Source organism: Paraburkholderia kururiensis JCM 10599 = LMG 19447 (genome assembly GCF_003986935.1).
In the GTDB taxonomy this organism is placed as follows: Bacteria; Pseudomonadota; Gammaproteobacteria; order Burkholderiales; family Burkholderiaceae; genus Paraburkholderia; species Paraburkholderia kururiensis.
Genome location: NZ_RJZE01000008.1, coordinates 85,195 through 104,274 on the forward strand (window position 1 = coordinate 85,195; position 19,080 = coordinate 104,274).

The 19,080-nt window shown below is 62.3% G+C and carries 15 protein-coding genes and 1 pseudogene; 12 read left to right on the plus strand and 4 right to left on the minus strand.

Annotated features, from left to right (window positions below):
* The first annotated feature begins 185 nt into the window (after positions 1-185).
* The 9 genes from PKKP23_RS11490 (at position 186) to PKKP23_RS11530 (ending at position 10,304) form a co-directional block, all read left to right on the plus strand.
* Complete coding sequence (locus tag PKKP23_RS11490; protein ID WP_126876974.1) at positions 186-1,052, plus strand: MoaF C-terminal domain-containing protein; 867 nt, start codon at positions 186-188, stop codon at positions 1,050-1,052.
* Between the two features lie 183 nt (positions 1,053-1,235).
* Complete coding sequence (locus tag PKKP23_RS11495) at positions 1,236-1,973, plus strand: helix-turn-helix transcriptional regulator (RefSeq protein WP_126876975.1); 738 nt, start codon at positions 1,236-1,238, stop codon at positions 1,971-1,973.
* Positions 1,974-2,014: 41 nt separating this feature from the next.
* Positions 2,015-2,461, plus strand: coding sequence for a hypothetical protein (locus PKKP23_RS11500; RefSeq protein ID WP_126876976.1), 447 nt, complete (start codon positions 2,015-2,017; stop codon positions 2,459-2,461).
* Between the two features lie 225 nt (positions 2,462-2,686).
* A complete protein-coding gene (locus tag PKKP23_RS11505) occupies positions 2,687-4,186 on the plus strand; it encodes an aldehyde dehydrogenase family protein (RefSeq protein WP_126877084.1) in 1,500 nt (499 codons plus the stop codon).
* Positions 4,187-4,285: 99 nt separating this feature from the next.
* On the plus strand, positions 4,286-5,224 hold the full coding sequence (locus PKKP23_RS11510) for a helix-turn-helix domain-containing protein (protein WP_017774996.1): 939 nt from the start codon (positions 4,286-4,288) through the stop codon (positions 5,222-5,224).
* Positions 5,225-5,611: 387 nt separating this feature from the next.
* Positions 5,612-7,060, plus strand: a complete 1,449-nt coding sequence (locus PKKP23_RS11515; protein WP_126876977.1) for an APC family permease — start codon at positions 5,612-5,614, stop codon at positions 7,058-7,060.
* 154 nt (positions 7,061-7,214) lie between these two features.
* A complete protein-coding gene (locus tag PKKP23_RS11520; RefSeq protein ID WP_176048834.1) occupies positions 7,215-8,429 on the plus strand; it encodes a porin in 1,215 nt (404 codons plus the stop codon).
* Positions 8,430-8,600: 171 nt separating this feature from the next.
* Complete coding sequence (locus tag PKKP23_RS11525) at positions 8,601-9,902, plus strand: NAD(P)/FAD-dependent oxidoreductase (RefSeq protein ID WP_126876978.1); 1,302 nt, start codon at positions 8,601-8,603, stop codon at positions 9,900-9,902.
* 33 nt (positions 9,903-9,935) lie between these two features.
* Positions 9,936-10,304, plus strand: coding sequence for a cupin domain-containing protein (locus tag PKKP23_RS11530; RefSeq protein WP_126876979.1), 369 nt, complete (start codon positions 9,936-9,938; stop codon positions 10,302-10,304).
* 72 nt (positions 10,305-10,376) lie between these two features.
* Here the strand turns inward: PKKP23_RS11530 and PKKP23_RS11535 are convergent, their stop codons facing one another.
* Positions 10,377-10,982 carry a phosphatase PAP2 family protein gene (locus tag PKKP23_RS11535; RefSeq protein ID WP_233411412.1) on the minus strand — a complete coding sequence of 202 codons (606 nt, stop codon included), beginning with the start codon at positions 10,980-10,982 and terminating at the stop codon, positions 10,377-10,379.
* Positions 10,983-11,332: 350 nt separating this feature from the next.
* Entirely contained in the window at positions 11,333-12,460 is a 1,128-nt protein-coding gene (locus PKKP23_RS11540; RefSeq protein ID WP_126876981.1) for a sensor histidine kinase, read from the minus strand.
* A gap of 460 nt (positions 12,461-12,920) precedes the next feature.
* On the opposite strand from PKKP23_RS11540, the gene PKKP23_RS11545 reads away from it, so the two are divergent.
* From PKKP23_RS11545 to PKKP23_RS11555, 3 genes and pseudogenes are all read left to right on the plus strand, one after another.
* A complete protein-coding gene (locus tag PKKP23_RS11545; RefSeq protein WP_126877086.1) occupies positions 12,921-14,618 on the plus strand; it encodes a methyl-accepting chemotaxis protein in 1,698 nt (565 codons plus the stop codon).
* 177 nt (positions 14,619-14,795) lie between these two features.
* Positions 14,796-14,933: pseudogene (locus PKKP23_RS35080) on the plus strand (IS5/IS1182 family transposase); the annotation flags it as partial.
* A 480-nt stretch (positions 14,934-15,413) separates the two neighbouring features.
* Positions 15,414-16,601, plus strand: a complete 1,188-nt coding sequence (locus PKKP23_RS11555) for a porin (RefSeq protein WP_126876982.1) — start codon at positions 15,414-15,416, stop codon at positions 16,599-16,601.
* 370 nt (positions 16,602-16,971) lie between these two features.
* Here PKKP23_RS11555 and PKKP23_RS11560 read toward each other — a convergent pair whose 3' ends face one another.
* Entirely contained in the window at positions 16,972-18,123 is a 1,152-nt protein-coding gene (locus tag PKKP23_RS11560) for a branched-chain amino acid ABC transporter substrate-binding protein (RefSeq protein ID WP_168724557.1), read from the minus strand.
* A gap of 110 nt (positions 18,124-18,233) precedes the next feature.
* Positions 18,234-19,076, minus strand: coding sequence for a VOC family protein (locus tag PKKP23_RS11565; protein WP_126876984.1), 843 nt, complete (start codon positions 19,074-19,076; stop codon positions 18,234-18,236).
* Positions 19,077-19,080: the final 4 nt, after the last annotated feature.

The following is a 19,080-nucleotide window of genomic DNA, read 5'->3' on the forward strand; positions in this document are numbered from 1 at the left end:
TTGGCAATGCGTTTTTACCCCGGACACACGAACGCCGTTTCGTGGCTGCATCGACGGCGCGTTGCAGCCGTTGTCATCCTTCTGGTCGATGCCGCGCGCGGCGACGCGTCTGTAGAGTGGATGCCTGTGCCGCCGTTCAATGGGCGGTGCGTGTTCAGCCTTCGTCCACAGGAGCCCGCTTCATCATGACGTCCCAACCCGCGTTCATCCAGGTCGGCGCGCTCGCCGACGGCTTTGCGCCCAATAGCCACATTCTTGCACCCGTCGGCGATCTCGAAGGACGCACACTGGTGTTGACCTTCGCAGATGGAGGCGTCGACACGCTGCATTTCGACACCGCGCAATCGGTGGAGGTCGAACGTGTCCCGGCGGGGGCCGCGCAACCGGCACAACCGCGCGAACGGCATGCGTGCCGCGTGACCTCGTTGCGCGCGGGCATCTACTTCGTCGATTACATCGGCGCCGACGAGCCGCTCGTGGACGCGGACGGCCAATCGCGAGCGTCCAGCACCAGCTATGTGCTGGACCTGAGCAAACAGCTTTGCACGGTCGTCGTGGGCGTGCTGCCGGGCGAAAAGGAAACGCGGATCGACGCATTCACGCGCGTCGAGCGCGCAATGGAACTGACGGGCGTGCAGGCGCAGATACGTCATGGCCGCATCGGCACCGATGCCGGCACCCACGGCGCCGCGCTCCATGCGCCCACCGCGGAGTTGATCGGCATGCGCAACCTGTATATCTACAGTGCGACCGAGCGCTACGAGCACATCTATCTGAACGACAACTTCTACGCGTGGCAGTGTCTGTCTGGCGTGGAGGCGGGGCTGGGCGATGTTGACCGTTGCCACACGATCGGTATCGACACCGCGCTGTATCTGTTCATCTGGCGCGAGAAGATCGTGCCGACGCTCGGCGTCGTGATGATCGACCTCGAACGCATGAAGACCGACGGCAAGATCTTCGGCTATCACGGCAACCGCTTCGACGCGCTCTCCAATTTCCCGGTCGGTGCGCACGCCCAGGTGCTCAACGTCACGCGGCATCCCGAATGAACACGTCGTCCTGACCGGTGGGCAAGGGGCGCCGGTACGCGCGCTGGCCCGCGAAACCCGCCACAGCGCGAGGCGATCCATTGGCGAAGGGAAGGGGATTTGCCAATTAAGGCTCACGGCTTCGGGGCGCCGGTCACTACTATCGGTTGGGCAACGCCTCGACTGGCTCATGAAGGAGACGTCATGATCTGTGACCCCGGTATTCGCCCCTACCCCGCTGTGCGCCACGTCAGGCGCGAGGATCATGTGCTCGAAGCCGCCGTGGCCACACTCGCCGGACTCGTGCGGCCCGGCGCCACGGTGTTCTACCGGATCGGCAGCGATCGCCAGCCATCGGGCTTCGAACTGTTCGGCCTGGCGGAGGGCATGCATCGCACCTATCTGCAGCGCTATTGCCTGCTCGACCCGTTACATCCATCGCGCTGTGTCCAACAGCAAGGCAGCGTGGTCACGCTCGCCGGTGAACTGCCCGAGACGCTGCGCAGCAGGTCTGTCTACTGGCAGCGCTTTTTGCGGCCGCATCACGTGGTCGACGTGATGGAAGTACTCTTGCGAGCCGACGGCCATGTGGTCGGCGCATTTTCGCTGCTGCGCTTCGCGCCCGAGGCGCCCTTTTCCCGAAGGGAGGTGGAAAGCGCGAATGCGCTTGCGCCATTGCTCGAAGTCGCACTGGCGTCCAGGCTGCGTCGCGAACCGGCGCTGTGTCTCTCCCAGGCCGGGCCCGAGGCGGCGGACCGCGCGGCGCGTCTTACGCATCGCGAGGAACAGGTCGCGCGGCTGGTGCGCAACGGTCTCTCGAACAAGCAGATTGCCCGCGATCTAGCGCTCGCCCAGCCCACGGTCAAGACGCACCTGCTGCGCATGTTCCGCAAACTCGGCGTATCGAGTCGCACCGAACTGGTCGGTGTGCTGTTCCATTGACGAAGCCCGCCGCGACGGCCGGTATTTCTGCGTTGCGCGCAATGAACCCCGTCTCGTCCCGGCAACCGACCGCTGGCCGGAGGCCAGACGAGTCGGCACTGCTGCTCTACGCGGTGGCCGTGGTGGCGGTCAGGCCGGCGGGCGTGCCGGCGTGGTTCCGGCGCTGCCCCGGCGCGCTTGCCGCCGTGATCTCTCACGAGGAGGACGTGGCAGACATTCTGTTGCGCTTGCCGGATAGCTGGAATGTCGTAGACGGTGCACGCTGCGAGGGTCTGCACGACGAAATCGACGTGCTGGCTGTCGATCCGCGTTTTCGCCGCGGGCTGGTGCATGCGAGTTGCGCCATCGTGGCCCACGACGACGGCACGCGGTTCGTCCTGCTCATGCAGGTGAACGCAGCAGACTCGGTGTTATTGCCGCGCCGGCTGTTCCGCGGGCGCCGCACGTTTGAACGGTGCGTGTGGCCCGCTCGCCGGGCCGATCGTTGAGTATGGCCCGCTCGCCGGGCAGATCGTTGAGTTGCCCGGCCCGCCCCGGCGCGCCGCCCGTCGCGGTTTACCCGCAATTCCCGCGTATCTGCCGATTTGCGCTAACGCGCGTCGCGCCGGCTCTTTAGAGTCGGAGGGCTGCAATCGGTGTCCGATCCGCGAACGCTGCGGGCCAAACGTACACCGGGCATGCCACTTCACCCCCAGAGTCGAGAGATCAACGATATGAGCAGCGATGCGACAGTCGCCCTATGCGACGCCGTCCGTGCATTCGTCGGACGGGAACACGGCCTCTTCATCGACGGCGCCATTGGCCTCGCCCATTCGCCGCGCCGGTCAAACGTATTCGATCCCGCGACGGGTCATGTACTGACCACGGTGCCGGATGCCGATGCGACCGACGTGGACCAGGCCGTGGCGAGCGCTCGCGCCGCGTTCGAGGCGCGCGTGTGGCGCGGGCTGCGGCCCGCCGATCGCGAGCGCATCCTGTTGCGTTTCGCAGACGTGCTGGAGGCGCACGCCGAGGAACTCGCGCAGCTGGAGACCCTCAACCAGGGCAAGTCGATCAATGTTGCCCGTGCGATCGACGTGGGGGCCACGCTGGAGTACGTCCGCTATATGGCCGGATGGGCAACCAAGATCGTGGGCGAGACGCTCGACGTGTCGATTCCGTTTCCCCCTGGCGCCCGCTATACGGCGTTCACGCGGCACGAGCCGGTGGGCGTCGTGGCCGGTATCGTGCCGTGGAATTTTCCGATGATGATCGCGGTCTGGAAGCTCGTTCCCGCGCTTGCCGCCGGGTGTTCGGTCGTCATCAAGCCGTCGCCCGAAACGCCGCTCACGGCGTTGCGGCTTGCCGAACTGGCCATCGACGCCGGCATCCCGGCGGGCGCGTTCAACGTGGTGACAGGCGGCGCGGAATGCGGGGCGGCGCTTGCGGCGCATCCAGGCGTCAACAAGATTTCGTTTACCGGTTCGACGCCCACCGGCAAGCGGGTCGGCACGGCGGCCGTGCAGAACATGACGCGTTTTTCGCTCGAACTCGGTGGCAAGAATCCCGCGGTGATGCTGGCCGACATCGACGTCGATCAGGCCGTACAAGGAGCACTTGCGGGCGCGTTCCTGAACCAGGGGCAAGTGTGCGCGGCCGTGTCGCGCATCTATGTGCATCGCAGCAAATATCGGCAGGTGGCCGAAGGGCTGGCCGACTGCGCGAACGCCATGACGATGGGCCCAGGCCTCGACCCGTCTGCGCAGATCAATCCGCTGGTTTCCGCGCACCACCGCGCGCGCGTGGAAGACCACCTTGCGCGCGCCCGCGCCGAGGGGCTGCGATTTCTGGCCGGCGGCGCGCGAGCCGAAGAGCCGGGCTATTACGTGCGGCCCGCCGTAATCGCCGATGTTCCGCCCGACGCCGCTATCGTGCGCGACGAAGTATTCGGCCCCGTGCTGGCGCTCGCACCGTTCGACGATGTGGCCGAAGCCTTGCATCTGGCGAACGACAGCCCATACGGCCTCGCTGCAAGCCTTTGGACCAACGACCTGCGCGCGGCGATGAACCTCGTGCCGCAGATGGAGGCGGGTACCGTGTGGGTGAATTGCCATGTGCCGCTCGATCCCGCCATGCCGTTTGGCGGTTACAAGCAGTCCGGCATTGGCCGCGAGTTTGGCCGGCATGCAATCGAGGGTTTCACCGAGACGAAATCGGTCTGTATTGCGCACTGAACGTAGCGCGTCGGCATTGGCTATACGAAAGTCCTGAAGACCTTGTCGCAATCCGAATTTTGATCGGGCACGATGCCTGGTGTTTCGCAGGAGAGGATGATGGAATTTCGGATTGCCGCCCTCGCCGACGCCCACGATCTATCACATGCCGTCAACGGTTGGGAGCAGGTTTATCGCCAGCTTACGCCCGGCCGCTTCGAAGGCACGCTGTTCCAGGTGAACAGCCCGGGCTTCCAGTTCTTCCAGGAAGCGACCAACCGGCGAGTCGTGCAGGCGGGTGTTTCGCCGAACGGCCTCTCGTCTATAGCCGTGCCGCTGACCGCGCCCATGCAGGGCACGTTCCAGGGGCAGCGTGTCGATGGCTACGCCATCATGGCGCTCGGCACGCACGAGGAGTTTCGCCTCTACACCCCGGAGTCGATGCATTACGCTGTCGTCAGCCTGGCGGCCGGAACGATGGAGGAACTCGTCGGGATCACGGTCGGCGACGCTGCCGTGCGTCAGTTGAGGAAGCACGTGTTGCCCGTGCCCGGCGAACGCGTTGCCGTTCTGCGCGAAGGTCTGACGCGCTATTTCGAGGCCGCGGCACGCAATCCGGCCGGCTTCGTCAACCCGTCGGCCACCCGACTTTTTCAGGATGAGGTGGTGAGCCTCATGCTCGGTCTTCTCGAAGCCGCCACCGAGGAGACACGCGACCTGACGCACAGCACCTACAGCGAAATCGTGCGGCGTTGCGAACGCCTGATCCAGGAGCAGGCCGACCAGCCTCTCACGGTGCTGGACTTGTGCCGCCATCTGCGCTGTAGCCGCCGCACGCTTCAAACGAGCTTTCAGCGCGTCGCGAACGTCACGCCGGTCGAATACCTGCGCTCCATCCGTCTCAACGCGGTGCGCCAGTTGTTGCGCTCGACAGCGGCGGGCGAATTGCTGATCGGCGATGCCGCCGCCCGCTGGGGGTTCACGCATCTCAGCTACTTCGCGCGGGAGTACCGCGACCTCTTCGGCGAATTGCCCTCGCAGACGCCGCGAAAGAATTGACGCGACGTGCTGCGTGCACGTCGAAACGCTGCGTGCGCAGTGCGCTGCATGATCCAGGTGTCCCTTCTTCAAGATTGCATCTGGCGCGGCGCGATGTGGTGTCGTGTCCCAGCGCTCTCACATGGCCCGGCATTCGTATGAATGCCGGGTCGCCTTGCCCATCCCTCGCTCGATCACGCTACGGCATGGTGCAGCCCGCTCGCATGGGAACGCGTAAACCCCAGGCATGCGACGTCTTGCCAATCTGTGCTGCCGGACTCGACTTTTGGCTTCATACATTGCCATCCACACGGCGGGCTATCGTCCGGTCCAGTCGGACCGCTGACGAGCGGCCCCGATGCCGTGCACCACGACAGCAGACAGGCCATTCCATCGGGAGCGAATCAAATGAGTGTCGCAATGGACCCTACACCTTCGACCGAGCTACGCAAGGGCGCGCTCGGCCTCGGCTTCATCGTTTTCTTCGTCATCTCGGCCGCGGGCCCGCTCGTCGCGATTGCGGGCGGCTTCCCCATCGGCATCATGCTGGGCAACGGGGCCGGCACACCGACGCTGCTCATTGCTACCGTGCTGATCCTGCTGATGTTCGCCGCGGGCTACACGGCGATGTCGCGCTACGTCACGAACGCCGGCGGCTTCTATGCCTTCACGGCCCGCGGGCTCGGCGCAACCGCGGGCGGTGCTGCGGCGTTTCTCGCGCTGCTCGGCTACAACACGATGCAGATCGGGCTCTACGGCATGTTTGGCGCAGTGGCGTCCGGCTTTCTGTCTGCGCGGCTCGGCATCACGGTGCCGTGGTGGGCATGTTCGCTCGTCGCGCTGGCCAGCATAGCGGTGCTGGGCTACCGGCAAATCGACCTGTCGGCGAAGCTGCTGTCGCTGCTCGTGTTCGGCGAATACATTGTCGTGCTGATTCTCGACGTGGCGATCCTCAAGTCGGGCGGCGCACACGGCATCACGTTTGCGTCGTTCACGCCGCACGTATTTCTGAGCGGCACGCCTGCCATCGGATTCCTGTTCTGCTTCGCGAGTTTCGTCGGCTTCGAAGCCACCACGATCTATAGCGAGGAGGCGAAAGACCCGCGCCGCACGGTGCCGCTTGCAACGTATATCTCGGTGCTGCTGATCGGCGGCTTCTACGCCTTCTCGCTGTGGTGCATGGTGATTGGCGCGGGCGCCGGCGAGATCGTGAAGACCCTGAACGCACTGTCCGACCCGACGACGTTTCTCTATTCGCTGTCCGATCACTACGCCAGCCATGCGCTGACCGACGCGATGAGCGTGCTGTTCATCACGAGCGTCTACGCGGGTCTTCTCGCTTTCCACAATTCGGCGGCGCGCTACTTCTATGCAAGCGGACGCGAAGGCCTGTTGCCGGCATCGCTCGGGCACACGCATGCCTCGCACAGCAGCCCACACGTTGGCTCAGTATTGCAGACCGTCATTGCCGCGTGCGTCGTCATCGCGTTCATCGTCGGCAAGTCGGACCCTGTGCTCACGTTGTTCTCGTGGCTCACGAATCTTGCGACGCTTTGCATCATCGCCCTGATGGTGCTGTCGTCCGCGGCCGTGCTCCGCTTCTTCGCACGGACGGCGCAGCACGAGGAAGGCGCGTTGCGCGTCGTCGTGTTTCCGGTGCTTTCGGGCATTGCGCTCCTCGCTGTGCTCGTGCTTGCCATCATCAACTTCCCGGTTCTGACGGGCGCAAGCGTCGGGCTCTCGTATGGGCTCACCGTGTTGATGCCGGTTTTCGCGGTCGCTGGAATCGTCAGCGCCCGCCGGCTCAAGGCGCGCAATCCACGCGCGTTCGACGCACTCGGCAACTCGCGGCTCTAGCGCACGCGTAGCCGCGTTTCATTCCCACATTTTCCTCACCGGCTGAGGGCGCTTTGCGCCGCTCAGAGGGACGGGTGTTGCCCGACGTTCGACACGCTCCAGATCGCAGTGCATCCCGGTCACAGGATTCTTGATAAGACATAGGAGGTAGCAAATGAAAGTTAAAGCGAGATATGCCGCCGCGTGCGTCATGCTGTTCGGCGCAGCAGTTCACGAGGCACACGCACAAAGCAGTGTGACGCTGTATGGATCGGTGGATGCAGGGGTGCTGTATTCGACCAACCAGCAGGTCACCGACGCGAACGGCACCGTGCACGGCGGCCATGCCGTGCAGCTTGGCGGCGGCTATCTGATGCCGTCGAGGTGGGGGCTCATGGGCACCGAGGATCTGGGCGGCGGCCTTAAAGCAACGTTTGCACTCGAGAACCAGTTCCTGACCGGAAACGGCGCGATGCTGCAGAACGGCGCGCTCTTCAGTCGCCAGGCGTGGGTGGGTCTGCGAGACGACCGGTACGGCACCCTTAGTCTTGGGCGGCAATACGATTCGTACTCCGACTTTCTCGGCGTCTATGCGTCGAGCAACGCGTGGTCGACGCTCTACGGCTCGCATTTCGGCGACGTCGACAACCTCAACGAAGCGTTCAACATGAACAACGCGGTGAAGTTCACGAGCGTCGACTTCAGCGGGTTCACGTTCGGCGGCACGTTCAGTCTTGGCGGCCAGGCCGGCGACTTCAGTGCACGACGCGGCTACGCGCTTGCTGCGGCCTATACCCATGGTCCCGTGTCGGTGAGTGCCGGCTATCTCGATCTCAATAATCCGCTCGATGCGGCACTGGGCGGAGCCTCCGGCTACATTGGCGACTTTGCCTGCAGCAACGCGGCCGCCATGTACTGCAACCTGCAGAATGCGCGCGCCATGAAGGCGGCAGGTATCGGTGGGTCGATCACGCTAGGTGACGCGATGGTGGCGCTCGTCTATACGCACACGAAGCTTGAAAACAGTGCGTACTTCGCGAGCAGCGCCCGCCCTGACGGCGCGGACGTGACGTTCGATATCGCCGAATTGAACACCACATACAACCTCACGCCGACATGGACGCTCGGGGCTGCGTACATCTTCAACCGTGCGCACGTTGAAGGCGGCGGTTCGACTCGCTTCCATCAGGTCAACCTGGGCGCGACCTACGCGCTGTCCAAGCGCACGGCACTGTACGGCGTTGCGATCGGGCAGGTGGCCTCCGGGCAGGGACTGGGCATCAACCCTGCAACGGGCGGCACGGCAAATTACGCCCAGATTCCGAATCTCGTGAACAGCAATTCGAATCGCCAGCTCGCGTTAATGGCGGGACTGAGGGTGATGTTCTGAGACGTCGGATCCTGCGCGGGAAACAACAACGCGAGCAGAGCACGTTCGTTTCGGTCGAGCGGCTGCCGATTTGTGATAACGGCACGCGTTCTGTCTGCTTAAGATCGTTTGCCACCAGGATTGTGCGGGTCATTGCAGGCCCGCACGTTTTCGAAACAGACGGGACACGCAATGCACACGGATGAAACGCCGACGTACTACACGGCAACCAGGAAATACGATTTGAGTTTCCCGTCGCTCGAGGGCGATATTGAAGCAGATGTGGTGATCGTAGGCGGTGGATTCTCGGGCATTCACACCGCGCTCGAACTGGCGGAGCAGGGCGTGACCGACACGGTCGTTCTCGAAGGGCGCTACCTGGGATATGGCGGCACGGGGCGCAACGGTGGGCAGGTCATGGCCGGGATCGGACACGATCTCGACGCGATCAAGGCCGACGTGGGCGAAGAAGGTCTGCACGCGATATTCGCGTTGAGCGACCTCGGGCCGCAGATCATGCGTGACCGTATCGCTAAATACAACATCGATGCGGACTTCCGCAGCGGATACGGCTATCTCGCCTATAACGCGCGCCAGGCGAAGACCTTGCGCAGCTGGGAGAAAGAATTCAAGTCGCTCGGTTCTCCGTACGAAATACGTTTTATGGAAGGGCGCGACGTCAGGCAGATCATTGGCTCCGACGTCTACGAGGCTGCGCTGCTGCATATGGGCGGCGGGCATGTGCATTCGCTCAATCTGCTGCTTGGCGAGGCGAAGGCGATTTCGGAGATCTACGGCGTGAGGATCTTCGAATACAGCCCTGCGCTGGAAGTGACTTATGGCGACCGGATCAGAGTCAGAACGGCAAAGGGATCGGTAAGCGCGCGCAAGCTGGTGTGGGCCGTAGACGGATTCAATAACCGGATCGAGCCGGAGCTGCATCGCAGCACGATCAACGTGTACGCGTTCAACTCGGTAACAGAACCGTTGAGCCAGGAACTGATCGAGCAGATCAGCCCGATTCGCGGCGCGTATAGCGATATCCGGCCGATCATCAATTACTACCGCGTGACGAACGATAACCGGCTGATGTTCGGTTCGTCGACGCAGGTGATCGAACGCGTCCCCACCGATCTCAAGCAATGGAACCGGCGCTTGATGCTTGAAGTGTTTCCGTACCTGCACGACGTCCGTATCGATCTCGCGTGGGGCGGTCCTATGGCTACAACGCGCAACCTGTTTCCGCAGATCGGCGCTCTGCCCGGACACGCCAACGCGTTCTTCGTACAGGGCTATTCCGGCTTCGGCGTCACGCCGAGCCAGATCATCTGCAAGATTCTGGCGGAGGGCATCCTGGGCGGCTCGGAGCGTTATCGGCTGATCAGCGCAATAAGCCGCGCGGGAATTGGCGGTAAAGACCGCTATCGCGCCTTGCTCGTCAGCCTGGGCAAGGCGCTTCACCAGATGTCCGGCTACTGGAATGGACGCCGTTGAGTTCCATCCTTGTTCTGATACAGGATTTTCATCATGAGTCTGACCATCATCGATCGCAACATGACGATCGCGCATCTTCATCCGTGGGGCAGTCTGAGCCAGCTCGGTGCCGAAATTCTGGAAGGGGGAGATGTGCAGGCGTATGGCGACGCGACGTACGGCGCGCCCACCGATGCCATCAACGCGGGCTATTTCGGTACGTCGAAGGGCACATACCGCCTTGTGTACCCGTTCAGCGAACAGGCAACGATCCTGCAGGGAGAAGTGCGTATCACCGACGAGTCCACCGGCCAAAGCGCGCTATTCGGTGCGGGCGATTCCTGGTTTATGGAAAAAGGAACGCCTACGCTGTGGGAAGTGTTGAGCGACAGTTTTACGAAGCACTATCTGGCGTTTTCGTGATCGGGCAGGCCTTTGCGGGCGGCCGGCCTGTTCATGACGGAGTGTAGTGAGCGGGTTCGCGTGGACGCGCAGTTATGGGCGCAGCCATCCTTGATCAATCGGCCAGGCGAGCGTTTTGCGGTACACCACAACGCATGCTCGCGTAAAGGCCGATCCCCATGAGCTCCAGAGTGCCGAACTCAGAGCGTATGTGATCCAGGCCACGCTGGCCGCGCCGACCATGTCGAACGGAAAGTGCACGCCGACAAACACGCGCGACCACGCCACCGCGATATCGACGGCAAGAATAAACAAGCCAGGTAGTCGCAGCCCGCTGTAGAGAAAAGTGAACGACACGGCTGAGAGCAGCGTAACGTGATCGCTCGGAAACGACGAATCTGGCGCATGCGCCAGAAGCGTGTGTCCCAATCCAGTCACGAACGGTCGAGGGTGATACCAGACCATACCGATCAATTGGTTGATGCCCAGCGCGACAAAGCCAACGAGGCTCGCGCGCACGGCTATTTCACGCCTCTCGCTGCCTGCCGCCAGCCACATGCAGGCGAGCGTGACCGGGACGATCCAGATTGCGTAGTTGGCGAGCAGCAAACCAGCTTCGGTCAGCCAATGCGGGGTGGTTGGCGTGGCGTTGAGCCGAAGAAAAATCGCTCGATTAAATGCTTCGATCGGTTCGGTCATGGACTCTCGCAGCATACGTTAACGGAACATCGTCATTGGGGTGATCGCGAGGTCAATGAACCTCGTCCACACCTGGCGCGCCGTCGCTGGACAGAAGGCAAGCCTACAGCGCGTACCTTAAGAACGGATTAAGGCAACGATGCCGCATCGCCCGCGAATGAGCGACCTTTCTGCGTTCCATTGGTCTGTGACTTCACCGACTCCAGGAGGCAGGTGCCCACCCGTTGTCATTTAAACCGGGGGCACACGGGTCATCGCCTCGGCCGCCGAGCTCGCGCAAAGCTTTTACGCGCAAGCCGCCTCCATCACCGGATCGCCTCGACCTTCCACGCTGCGTCGGATCATCGCCCTCAACCGGAAAGCGAAGGCGAGCACGGCATATGCACGGTGAAGCTGGTTCCGCGTTCCGATGATGCAACGGCTATGGTTCCCTGATGCGCCCTGACAATGCAGCGGCAGATATAGAGGCCGAGTCCAATGCCCGCAGCGCTTCCGCTCCGCTCCGGCGAATTCGCCCTCGTGAGCGGATCGAACAATGTGGGCAGCGCTTTCTCCGGGATGGGGTTGCCTTCGTTGGAGACGACAATGGTCACGTGTCCCTCGCGGCCATCGGCTTCGACGACAACTCCGCCAGAACCATAGCGAGCTGCGTTCGTCAGCAGGTTGACCATCAACTGGCCGATCCTGGCGCCGTCCCAGCGGCCCCGCAGATCGCCCGCAAGACGCACGTCGATGGTGGCGTCAGGGAAGGACGCCCGCACTTCGTCCGCGGCGTCGCCACAGATACGCCCAATATCCTGCGACGCAAAACTGATCGGCAGCGTGTAGCCCAGTCGTGCACGGGTGAAAATCAGCAGATCGTCGATCATCTGCTTCATGCGCGTTGCGCTGCGCTGGACGAACGCAATCGCCCGTACGCTGCTGGAAGACAGACCGTTGTCATGCAGCAGCACTTCGCCTGCATTCAGTATCGCCGCCAGCGGCGAGCGCAGGTCGTGGGCCAGCACGCCGTTAAACAGGTCGCGGCTGCGCTCGGTCTGGGCCGCATGGTGCCGCACCGATTCAGCGAGTACCTGATCAATCGCTTCATTGAAGCGGATCATTTCCTGGAACGCCGCGGCACCTTCGGGCGAGGTCGTGTGCCAGTGACGCAGCACTGTGGCGCGCAGGGCGCGGAATTCCGCTACCACGTCGTTGATACCGAAGCCATGCGCCAGGCGGTCCTCCGCGTGATGGTGTGCCACGCGGTTGAACTCCGATTGCGGGGCGCGATCGTTGCCACGGGATTTGGCTTCCTGTTGCACCGCGTTCTGTGCAGTTCGCATGTCCGCTGCAATTGCCGTCAGAATCTCGGCAGCAGAATTTCGTAACTGGCTTTCGGAAAGAAGCGTGTCCTCCTGGCTGATGGCCAGGGCGTATTCCGCCCAGGCGTCGATCAAACCGTCAAGGTCGGCCTCAATGAAGTCTGCAAGTTTCATTTGACTGCCCCTCTACAGGTACGCGCGTTGCGAACGGTCGTGCGTCACGGTTGAGCGTTTCGGGACGACCCAGCCGTGCCGTTCCGGGATACGAGTTTACCTATATTCGGCTGCGGCATATGCCACCGCTTGTGACGCCTGCGCGACGGAGCCCGCAGATCGCATGGCCTGCGCCGGCGCCGGCTTCCTGTCGCGGACGATAGCCGTCCACGCGGCGAAGCGACAGCAGCGCCGTTTGCGGCGTGGGATAAGTGCCAGAACAGGTCTTCGGAACACTGGGCGCCGACACGTTTACTGGCGGGCCTTGATCGGTAGCAGGCGCCGCTGCAGCGCTTCAACCGGGCGCTTCCGTATTTCTGGTAAATGAGCACAGCGCTCTGGCGTCCAGGGTTTAACCTGGCAGCAGTTCAGGTAGACCGGACAGGACCGATATATGGACTGTCACCCTGGAGATATGAACATGAAATATTTAGGTTCGCTACGTATTGGCACCCGCCTTAAAGTGGGCTTTGGCATTGCCCTGCTTCTGTTGCTGATGACAGGCGGCCTCGCCATGTTGCAGGCCTCAAGAATCTACGGAGGGACGCGTGAGATTGCCGGAAACTGGCTGCCCAGTGTTCAGACGCTGGGCGATATCCGAGCCTTGGCGAACGGCGTACGCCGGGCTAGCTTGCGATCGATTATGGAGAGCGATGTAACGGCAAAGCAAAGTCAGCGCGCCCAGCATGACGCTGATCTGTCGTCTTTTAACGCCGCGATGGCCGCGTACGAGAAGCTGGTGTCCTCGCCCGAAGAACAGCAAATTACGGACAACCTAAAAAATGCGTGGTCCGCATACATGACGTCTGACGCGAAACTGCTTGAGCTTTCCGAATCGGGCGATGCCGGGTTCGCTGCGGCCAGAACACTTGCAACAGGCGAGTCGGCGAGGCTTTTCACTCAGGCACTGCGGCTGATCGAGCAGGACGTAAAGCTAAATCGGGCTGGCGCAGCCGACGCCAAGGCAGAAGCGGAGGTCAATTACCATACGACGATCGTTTTAACGGGCGTTCTGTGCGGGGCTGCGCTGCTGTTGTCTGTTGTGGTGGCATGGCTGATTACCCGTTCCATCGTCACGCCACTGGGTCGGGCAGTCGGCATTGCTGAGACCGTTGCGCGGGGCGATCTGACGTCCGACATCGAAGTGTCCGGTACCGACGAAACGAGCCAACTGTTGCACGCGCTGAAAAACATGAACGAGCGTCTGCTGGACGTTGTGAGCCGCGTCCGCTCAAGCAGCGAAAGCATCGCTAGCGGCTCCGCCCAGATTGCCGCAGGCAATACCGACCTGAGCCAGCGTACCGAAGAGCAGGCTGCATCGCTGGAGGAAACGGCGGCAAGCATGGAACAGTTGACTGCGACGGTCAAACAGAATACCGAGAACGCCCGTCAGGGCAACGCGCTCGCCGGCAATGCATCGGAGGTGGCGGCCAGAGGCGGGCAGGTGGTGGCACAGGTGGTTGATACCATGCACGACATTTCCGCCAGTTCGGCCAAGGTTTCCGAAATCATTGCGGTCATCGAGGGCATCGCGTTTCAGACGAACATCCTGGCGCTGAATGCCGCGGTTGAGGCCGCGCGGGCTGGCGAGGAAGGCCGCGGCTTCGCCGTCGTGGCGAGCGAGGTGCGCGGCCTCGCGCAGCGTAGCGCGTCGGCGGCCAAAGAAATCAAGGAGCTCATCAACCAGTCGGTGGCCAAGGTGGAGGCCGGCACGTCGCTCGTCGACAATGCGGGCGCCACGATGAAGGAAGTGGTCGACTCGGTCAAACGTGTCACTGACCTCATGGGGGAGATCGCATCCGCGTCGGTCGAGCAGCATACCGGTATCGAGCAGGTCAACCAGGCGGTCATACAGATGGACGAAGTCACGCAGCAGAATGCGGCGCTTGTCGAGGAAGCTTCCGCCGCTGCGCAGTCGATGGCATCGCAGTCGAGCACCCTGCGCGAACTCGTTTCGATCTTCCGCCTGCCTGACTCCATCGCAGGTTCTGCAAGCCTGCCTGTGCGTGCGACTGTGGCACAGCGGCGGCCGGTATCGACGGCGAGGAACGCTGTCCGGCACAGAAGCGAGACGCCGCTTGTCGCGAACGAAAGCAAGCCGGCCTGGCAGGCGTTCTAGCGTGCGTTAGCCACTTTTGGCGGTATGAAAAGAGCCAACCGCAGCGCTACCCGACTGATGTGTCCGACAAAAAGTGGGGTTTCGCGGCACCTTATCCGATGCTGACGGACATCAGTGCACCGCAGTGCAAGTGCGAACTGCACGAGATGTTCAATGCGTTGCGCTGTATCGTGCGTGCGGCGCCGCCAGGGCCAGCTGGCGGTTGATACCTTGGGGCAATTGCCGGCTGTGCATGTGACACCTGCCAACGAACAGGAGCGTGCGCACGTTGGTGAGCGTGCGCGTCAGGTTCAGCAGGCCGCAGCAAATCGCATATTGCATCACGTGCGCGCTGCCGCCATGACCGACGACCGTGAACCGACGGCGTGCGCGTTCTGTCCATGATGGGCTGTCTTTCTCGCTGGTCTTTTCGTTCGCAGCGCTGCCGGCGCTGCTCGCCATTCCCATGTTCGACGACGACCTCCGTACCGGCATCGTGCTCGGTACCGTCATGGCGCAGCCTTGGGAAGAGGGCGGCGATGCAGAAGAGAAACTTCATGAGTTGTTCCTCGTGGCGCCTTGATTTGCCGGTCATCGATTGTCGTCAGCACGACATATGCCAATGGCCTCAATGCGCCCACCTTCCAGTAAGTTCCCGCTCGCGACAGATTGGTTGCTATTTATCAAGGTAGCCTGAGATAGCCCTGCCTCGTTGCACGGCAGCAACCGACAGATCCCGCTCCGATGCCACCATACTCGCCGTCCGCCGATGCGGTTGTTGACGCAATGAAACTTCAATAACAGGGAGAAAGCCCCATGAAAAGCAACCTCAAAAAAACCCTCGTCGCCTTCGGTGTGTTGGGTGCATTCAGCGCGGCCGCGCACGCACAGAGCAGCGTGACGCTCTATGGCTCGCTCGACGCGGGTCTTGCCTATGTGAATAACGCGGGCGGGCACAGCCTGTGGGCGCAGTCCAGTGGCTTGATGTCCAATACGTACTTCGGCCTGAAGGGCGCGGAAGACCTGGGTGGTGGCCTGAACGCGATCTTCAAGCTGGAATCCGGATTCAACCTGAATAACGGCCAGTTCAGCCCCGGCTATTTCACGGGTCAGTCTTCGGGCATGTTCACGCGCCAGGCTTACGTCGGCGTGCAAAGCCGTGACTACGGCACCGTCACGCTGGGTCGCCAGTACGACACCTTCACCGACTACCTGTCGCCGCTTGGACTCGCAGGTCAGGCCGGTGGCATCAACCTCGCCGCCCACCCGTTCAACAATGACAATATCGGTGCCGAGTATTCGTATCTGAATGCGCTCAAGTATCAGAGCACCAATTACGCCGGCTTCAGCTTCGGCGGCATGTACAGCTTCAGCAACCAGGCCGGTGCCTTTGCCGACGGTCGTCAGTGGAGCGTCGGCGCGGGTTATAACCGCGGGCCTCTGAAGGTTGCCGCCGCTTATAGCCAGATGAGCAACCCGGGCGTCAATGCCAATATCGCATCCAATTCCGTACTCAATTCCGGTCTGTTCACTGTTAATGGTACGAGCAGTGGGCAACTGGCCGGCGTGCAGCGCACGGTCGGTGTCGGCGCCAATTACGCGTATGGTCCGGGAACGGTTGGGCTGCTGTGGACGCACACGCGCCTGCAGGACCTTGGCAGCGTCGGTTCGGGCGTGAACATGCGCTTTGACAACATCGAGGTGAACGGCACCTATGGATTGACGCCGGCGCTGGCGCTCGTGGGCAACTACACGTATACGTGGAGCCGCCTGTCGTCCGGCGACACGGGGCTCAGTCCGAAATGGCATTCGGTCACACTCGGCGCCGACTATTCGCTGAGCAAGCGCACCGACGTGTATCTGGCGAGCGTGTACCAGCATTCGTCGTCTGAGAACGTGAACGGCGTTTCGTTTGCTGTCCCGACCTCGATCGGCGGCATCATTCCGTCTTCGAGCACACAAAACCAGGTGGCTGTGACCACCGGCATTCGCCACCGCTTCTAAACCGGTGTGAGCAGCGCTACCCCGGGTCGGCGTAGCGCTTGCGACGGGCACGTCAGCCAGGTTCACGGCAGACGTGCCCGTTTTGCATCATCAGCTCCCTGTTGACCTCCCGTTCAACGGTGGGCAGATGCATCGTAGCGCCTGCAATGGCGGCATTTATCCAGGAACTGCCCGTCGCGGGAACTGATCTGCGCGGTTAGCGTAGTAATTCCGGAGGGCACGTCAGTTTCCGCCTGGCGCCGAAGTGCGACTGGGCGAGTGACATTGAGGCGGGCCAGCAAATGCACGGTCTCAGGCCGAGGCTCCCCCACCGGGTAGCGTTTCTTGAGGGCGTCTCAGCCGTCTGGTCGTACGGCTCTGCGCTGTCCAGTCAGCGTGCCGAACTCGTCACCGTTTGCCACGCGCCGTTCTTCACCTGATACAAGGTGCAGACCGCATGGTTCAGGTCGCCTTTGCGGTCGAATGAGACCATTCCCGTCAGGCCGTTGAAATCGAGCCCCTTCAGCGCCTTAGAGATGTTTGCGGGCTCTACGGATTTCGCTGTCAGCATCGCTGCAATCGCCATTCGTGTGCCGTCGTACGCGAACGGCGAGTAGGGAAGCGGGTCGCTGCCGAAACGCGCCTTGTACCCGTTCGCGAAACCACTGCCGCCGGGCAGGCTTTGCAGCGAAGGCCCGTTTTCCCAAGCCATTGCCCCGTCGGCTGCCGTTCCCGCCAACTTCAGGAAATTGGTGTCCGCAACCCCTCCGCCAGCCAGAAACTGCGCATCCACTCCGAGCTGCTTCATACGCTTGACGATTAACGCACTCTGCGTGTCGAGCCCGCCGAAGAACAGCAGATCCGGGTTGAATGACTTGATGTGGGTGAGCTGCGCGCTGAAATCTACCGCCTTGTCGTTCGTGTATTCGCGGTCGACGATCGTGCCGCCGGCGGCGTTTACCGCGCGGACGAATTCGTCTGCTTCGCCTTCACCAAACGCAGTCCGGTCATCGAGCACCGCAATGCGCTTCGCCTTCGTTACCTTCACGGCATAAGCACCCGCGTTGCCGGCATTCTGGGCGTCGGTGGCGATGATGCGAAACACGTTGGCATAGCCGCGTCCCGTAATCGCCGGATTCGTCGCGGACGGCGTGATCATCGGAATTCCCGCACGTTCGTATAGCGTCGAGGCCGGCAACGTCGTGCCGGAATTGAAATGGCCTATCACGACGGCCACGCCGTCATCGACGAGCTTCTGCGCGACCTGCACGGCGGTACGAGGGTCGCTCTGGTCGTCTTCGTGAACAATTTCCAGGTGCACGTCGTTTTCGCCGATTCTCAGGTGTCGTGCGTTCGCTTCTTCAACCGCCATCGTCACGCCGTTCAAGATGTCTTTTCCGTAGCCGGCGCCTTCGCCGGTCAGCGGCCCGACAACGCCAATCTTGACCGTGACGGGCGACGCGTACGCAAGGTTGCCCGACACGCCGACGATAAAGCCCGTCAAAAGGGACGACAGCAACCGTGACTTTCGTTTGAAACACATGGTCGACTACTCCGTTTGAGTGGTTAAGAATCGGACTACTAATTGTTGTCGTGAGTTTGCTGCCGAACGGTTCCAGGCCCGGATCGAATTCCGGGCGCGAATTGCGTCATTCAGGCATGGGCTGCATTTCCGCGCTCGACAAAGCGCAGTGCCGCTCCGTGCGCAACAGATCCGTCCACCACCACATCGCGCGCGCTTCGCGTGGACTCGATGCCGGCACGGTGCAGTACATCGACGAGCCGGTCGAGCGACTCGACCGTGAACGCAAGCTCGGAGAACTTCGGCCCTGCACGGAACGCGTCTTCGTGCGCGGCATGTTCGATTCGAACGTCGACATTCCCGCAGCGGATCAGGCAGCTCGTATCGGCGAGGCGCATCGCGCTCGCCGCGAGCACGCGTTCGTATCGATCGACTGTCATTGCAAGCTGGGCCGCCTCAACCGAAATCGTGATTCCCGCAAGACCGGTTACGCCGTTTTCATGCTGTGTGCCGCCGGGCGGGTAGACGAGTTCCGGCGTCAGGTGTTCGCACGCAAACACGCGGCCGCCCGGTGTGTATGCGACGTCGACCTGCGTGATCCGGAAACTCGCATCCGCAGTGCCGCTATCTGTTGCGACGGGCCGGGAAAAACCCACGGGCGGCTCTGCCGGAACGCCGGCCGCACGCCAGTCGCGATACAGCGCGTCCGCGCTGTCGGTCGCGACCACCATGGCGGCGGCGCCGTCGCCGCGCTCAAGAAAGTCCGAGAAGAACGCCGTGACAGGATGTGGCCGGCGAACCGTCAGCAATTCGAGATAGCAGCCGGCGAACATGGCGCAATGGTTCTCAGAGCCCATGGTGTGGTAACCGCGCGGCGTGAGGGAGAACCCCATCCGCGCGAAGTCGTCGCGCGCGGCATCGAGATCGCGCACGGCGATGACGAAATGATCGATGCCGGACAGATGTCGTGTCATGGGA

Coding starts and splice junctions, on each gene's coding strand:
- PKKP23_RS11490 (WP_126876974.1), top strand. CDS start 186: ATGACGTCCCAACCCGCGTTCATCCAGGTCGGCGCGCTCGCCGACGGC.
- PKKP23_RS11495 (WP_126876975.1), top strand. CDS start 1,236: ATGATCTGTGACCCCGGTATTCGCCCCTACCCCGCTGTGCGCCACGTC.
- PKKP23_RS11500 (WP_126876976.1), top strand. CDS start 2,015: ATGAACCCCGTCTCGTCCCGGCAACCGACCGCTGGCCGGAGGCCAGAC.
- PKKP23_RS11505 (WP_126877084.1), top strand. CDS start 2,687: ATGAGCAGCGATGCGACAGTCGCCCTATGCGACGCCGTCCGTGCATTC.
- PKKP23_RS11510 (WP_017774996.1), top strand. CDS start 4,286: ATGGAATTTCGGATTGCCGCCCTCGCCGACGCCCACGATCTATCACAT.
- PKKP23_RS11515 (WP_126876977.1), top strand. CDS start 5,612: ATGAGTGTCGCAATGGACCCTACACCTTCGACCGAGCTACGCAAGGGC.
- PKKP23_RS11520 (WP_176048834.1), top strand. CDS start 7,215: ATGAAAGTTAAAGCGAGATATGCCGCCGCGTGCGTCATGCTGTTCGGC.
- PKKP23_RS11525 (WP_126876978.1), top strand. CDS start 8,601: ATGCACACGGATGAAACGCCGACGTACTACACGGCAACCAGGAAATAC.
- PKKP23_RS11530 (WP_126876979.1), top strand. CDS start 9,936: ATGAGTCTGACCATCATCGATCGCAACATGACGATCGCGCATCTTCAT.
- PKKP23_RS11535 (WP_233411412.1), bottom strand. CDS start 10,982: ATGACCGAACCGATCGAAGCATTTAATCGAGCGATTTTTCTTCGGCTC.
- PKKP23_RS11540 (WP_126876981.1), bottom strand. CDS start 12,460: ATGAAACTTGCAGACTTCATTGAGGCCGACCTTGACGGTTTGATCGAC.
- PKKP23_RS11545 (WP_126877086.1), top strand. CDS start 12,921: ATGAAATATTTAGGTTCGCTACGTATTGGCACCCGCCTTAAAGTGGGC.
- PKKP23_RS11555 (WP_126876982.1), top strand. CDS start 15,414: ATGAAAAGCAACCTCAAAAAAACCCTCGTCGCCTTCGGTGTGTTGGGT.
- PKKP23_RS11560 (WP_168724557.1), bottom strand. CDS start 18,123: ATGTGTTTCAAACGAAAGTCACGGTTGCTGTCGTCCCTTTTGACGGGC.
- PKKP23_RS11565 (WP_126876984.1), bottom strand. CDS start 19,076: ATGACACGACATCTGTCCGGCATCGATCATTTCGTCATCGCCGTGCGC.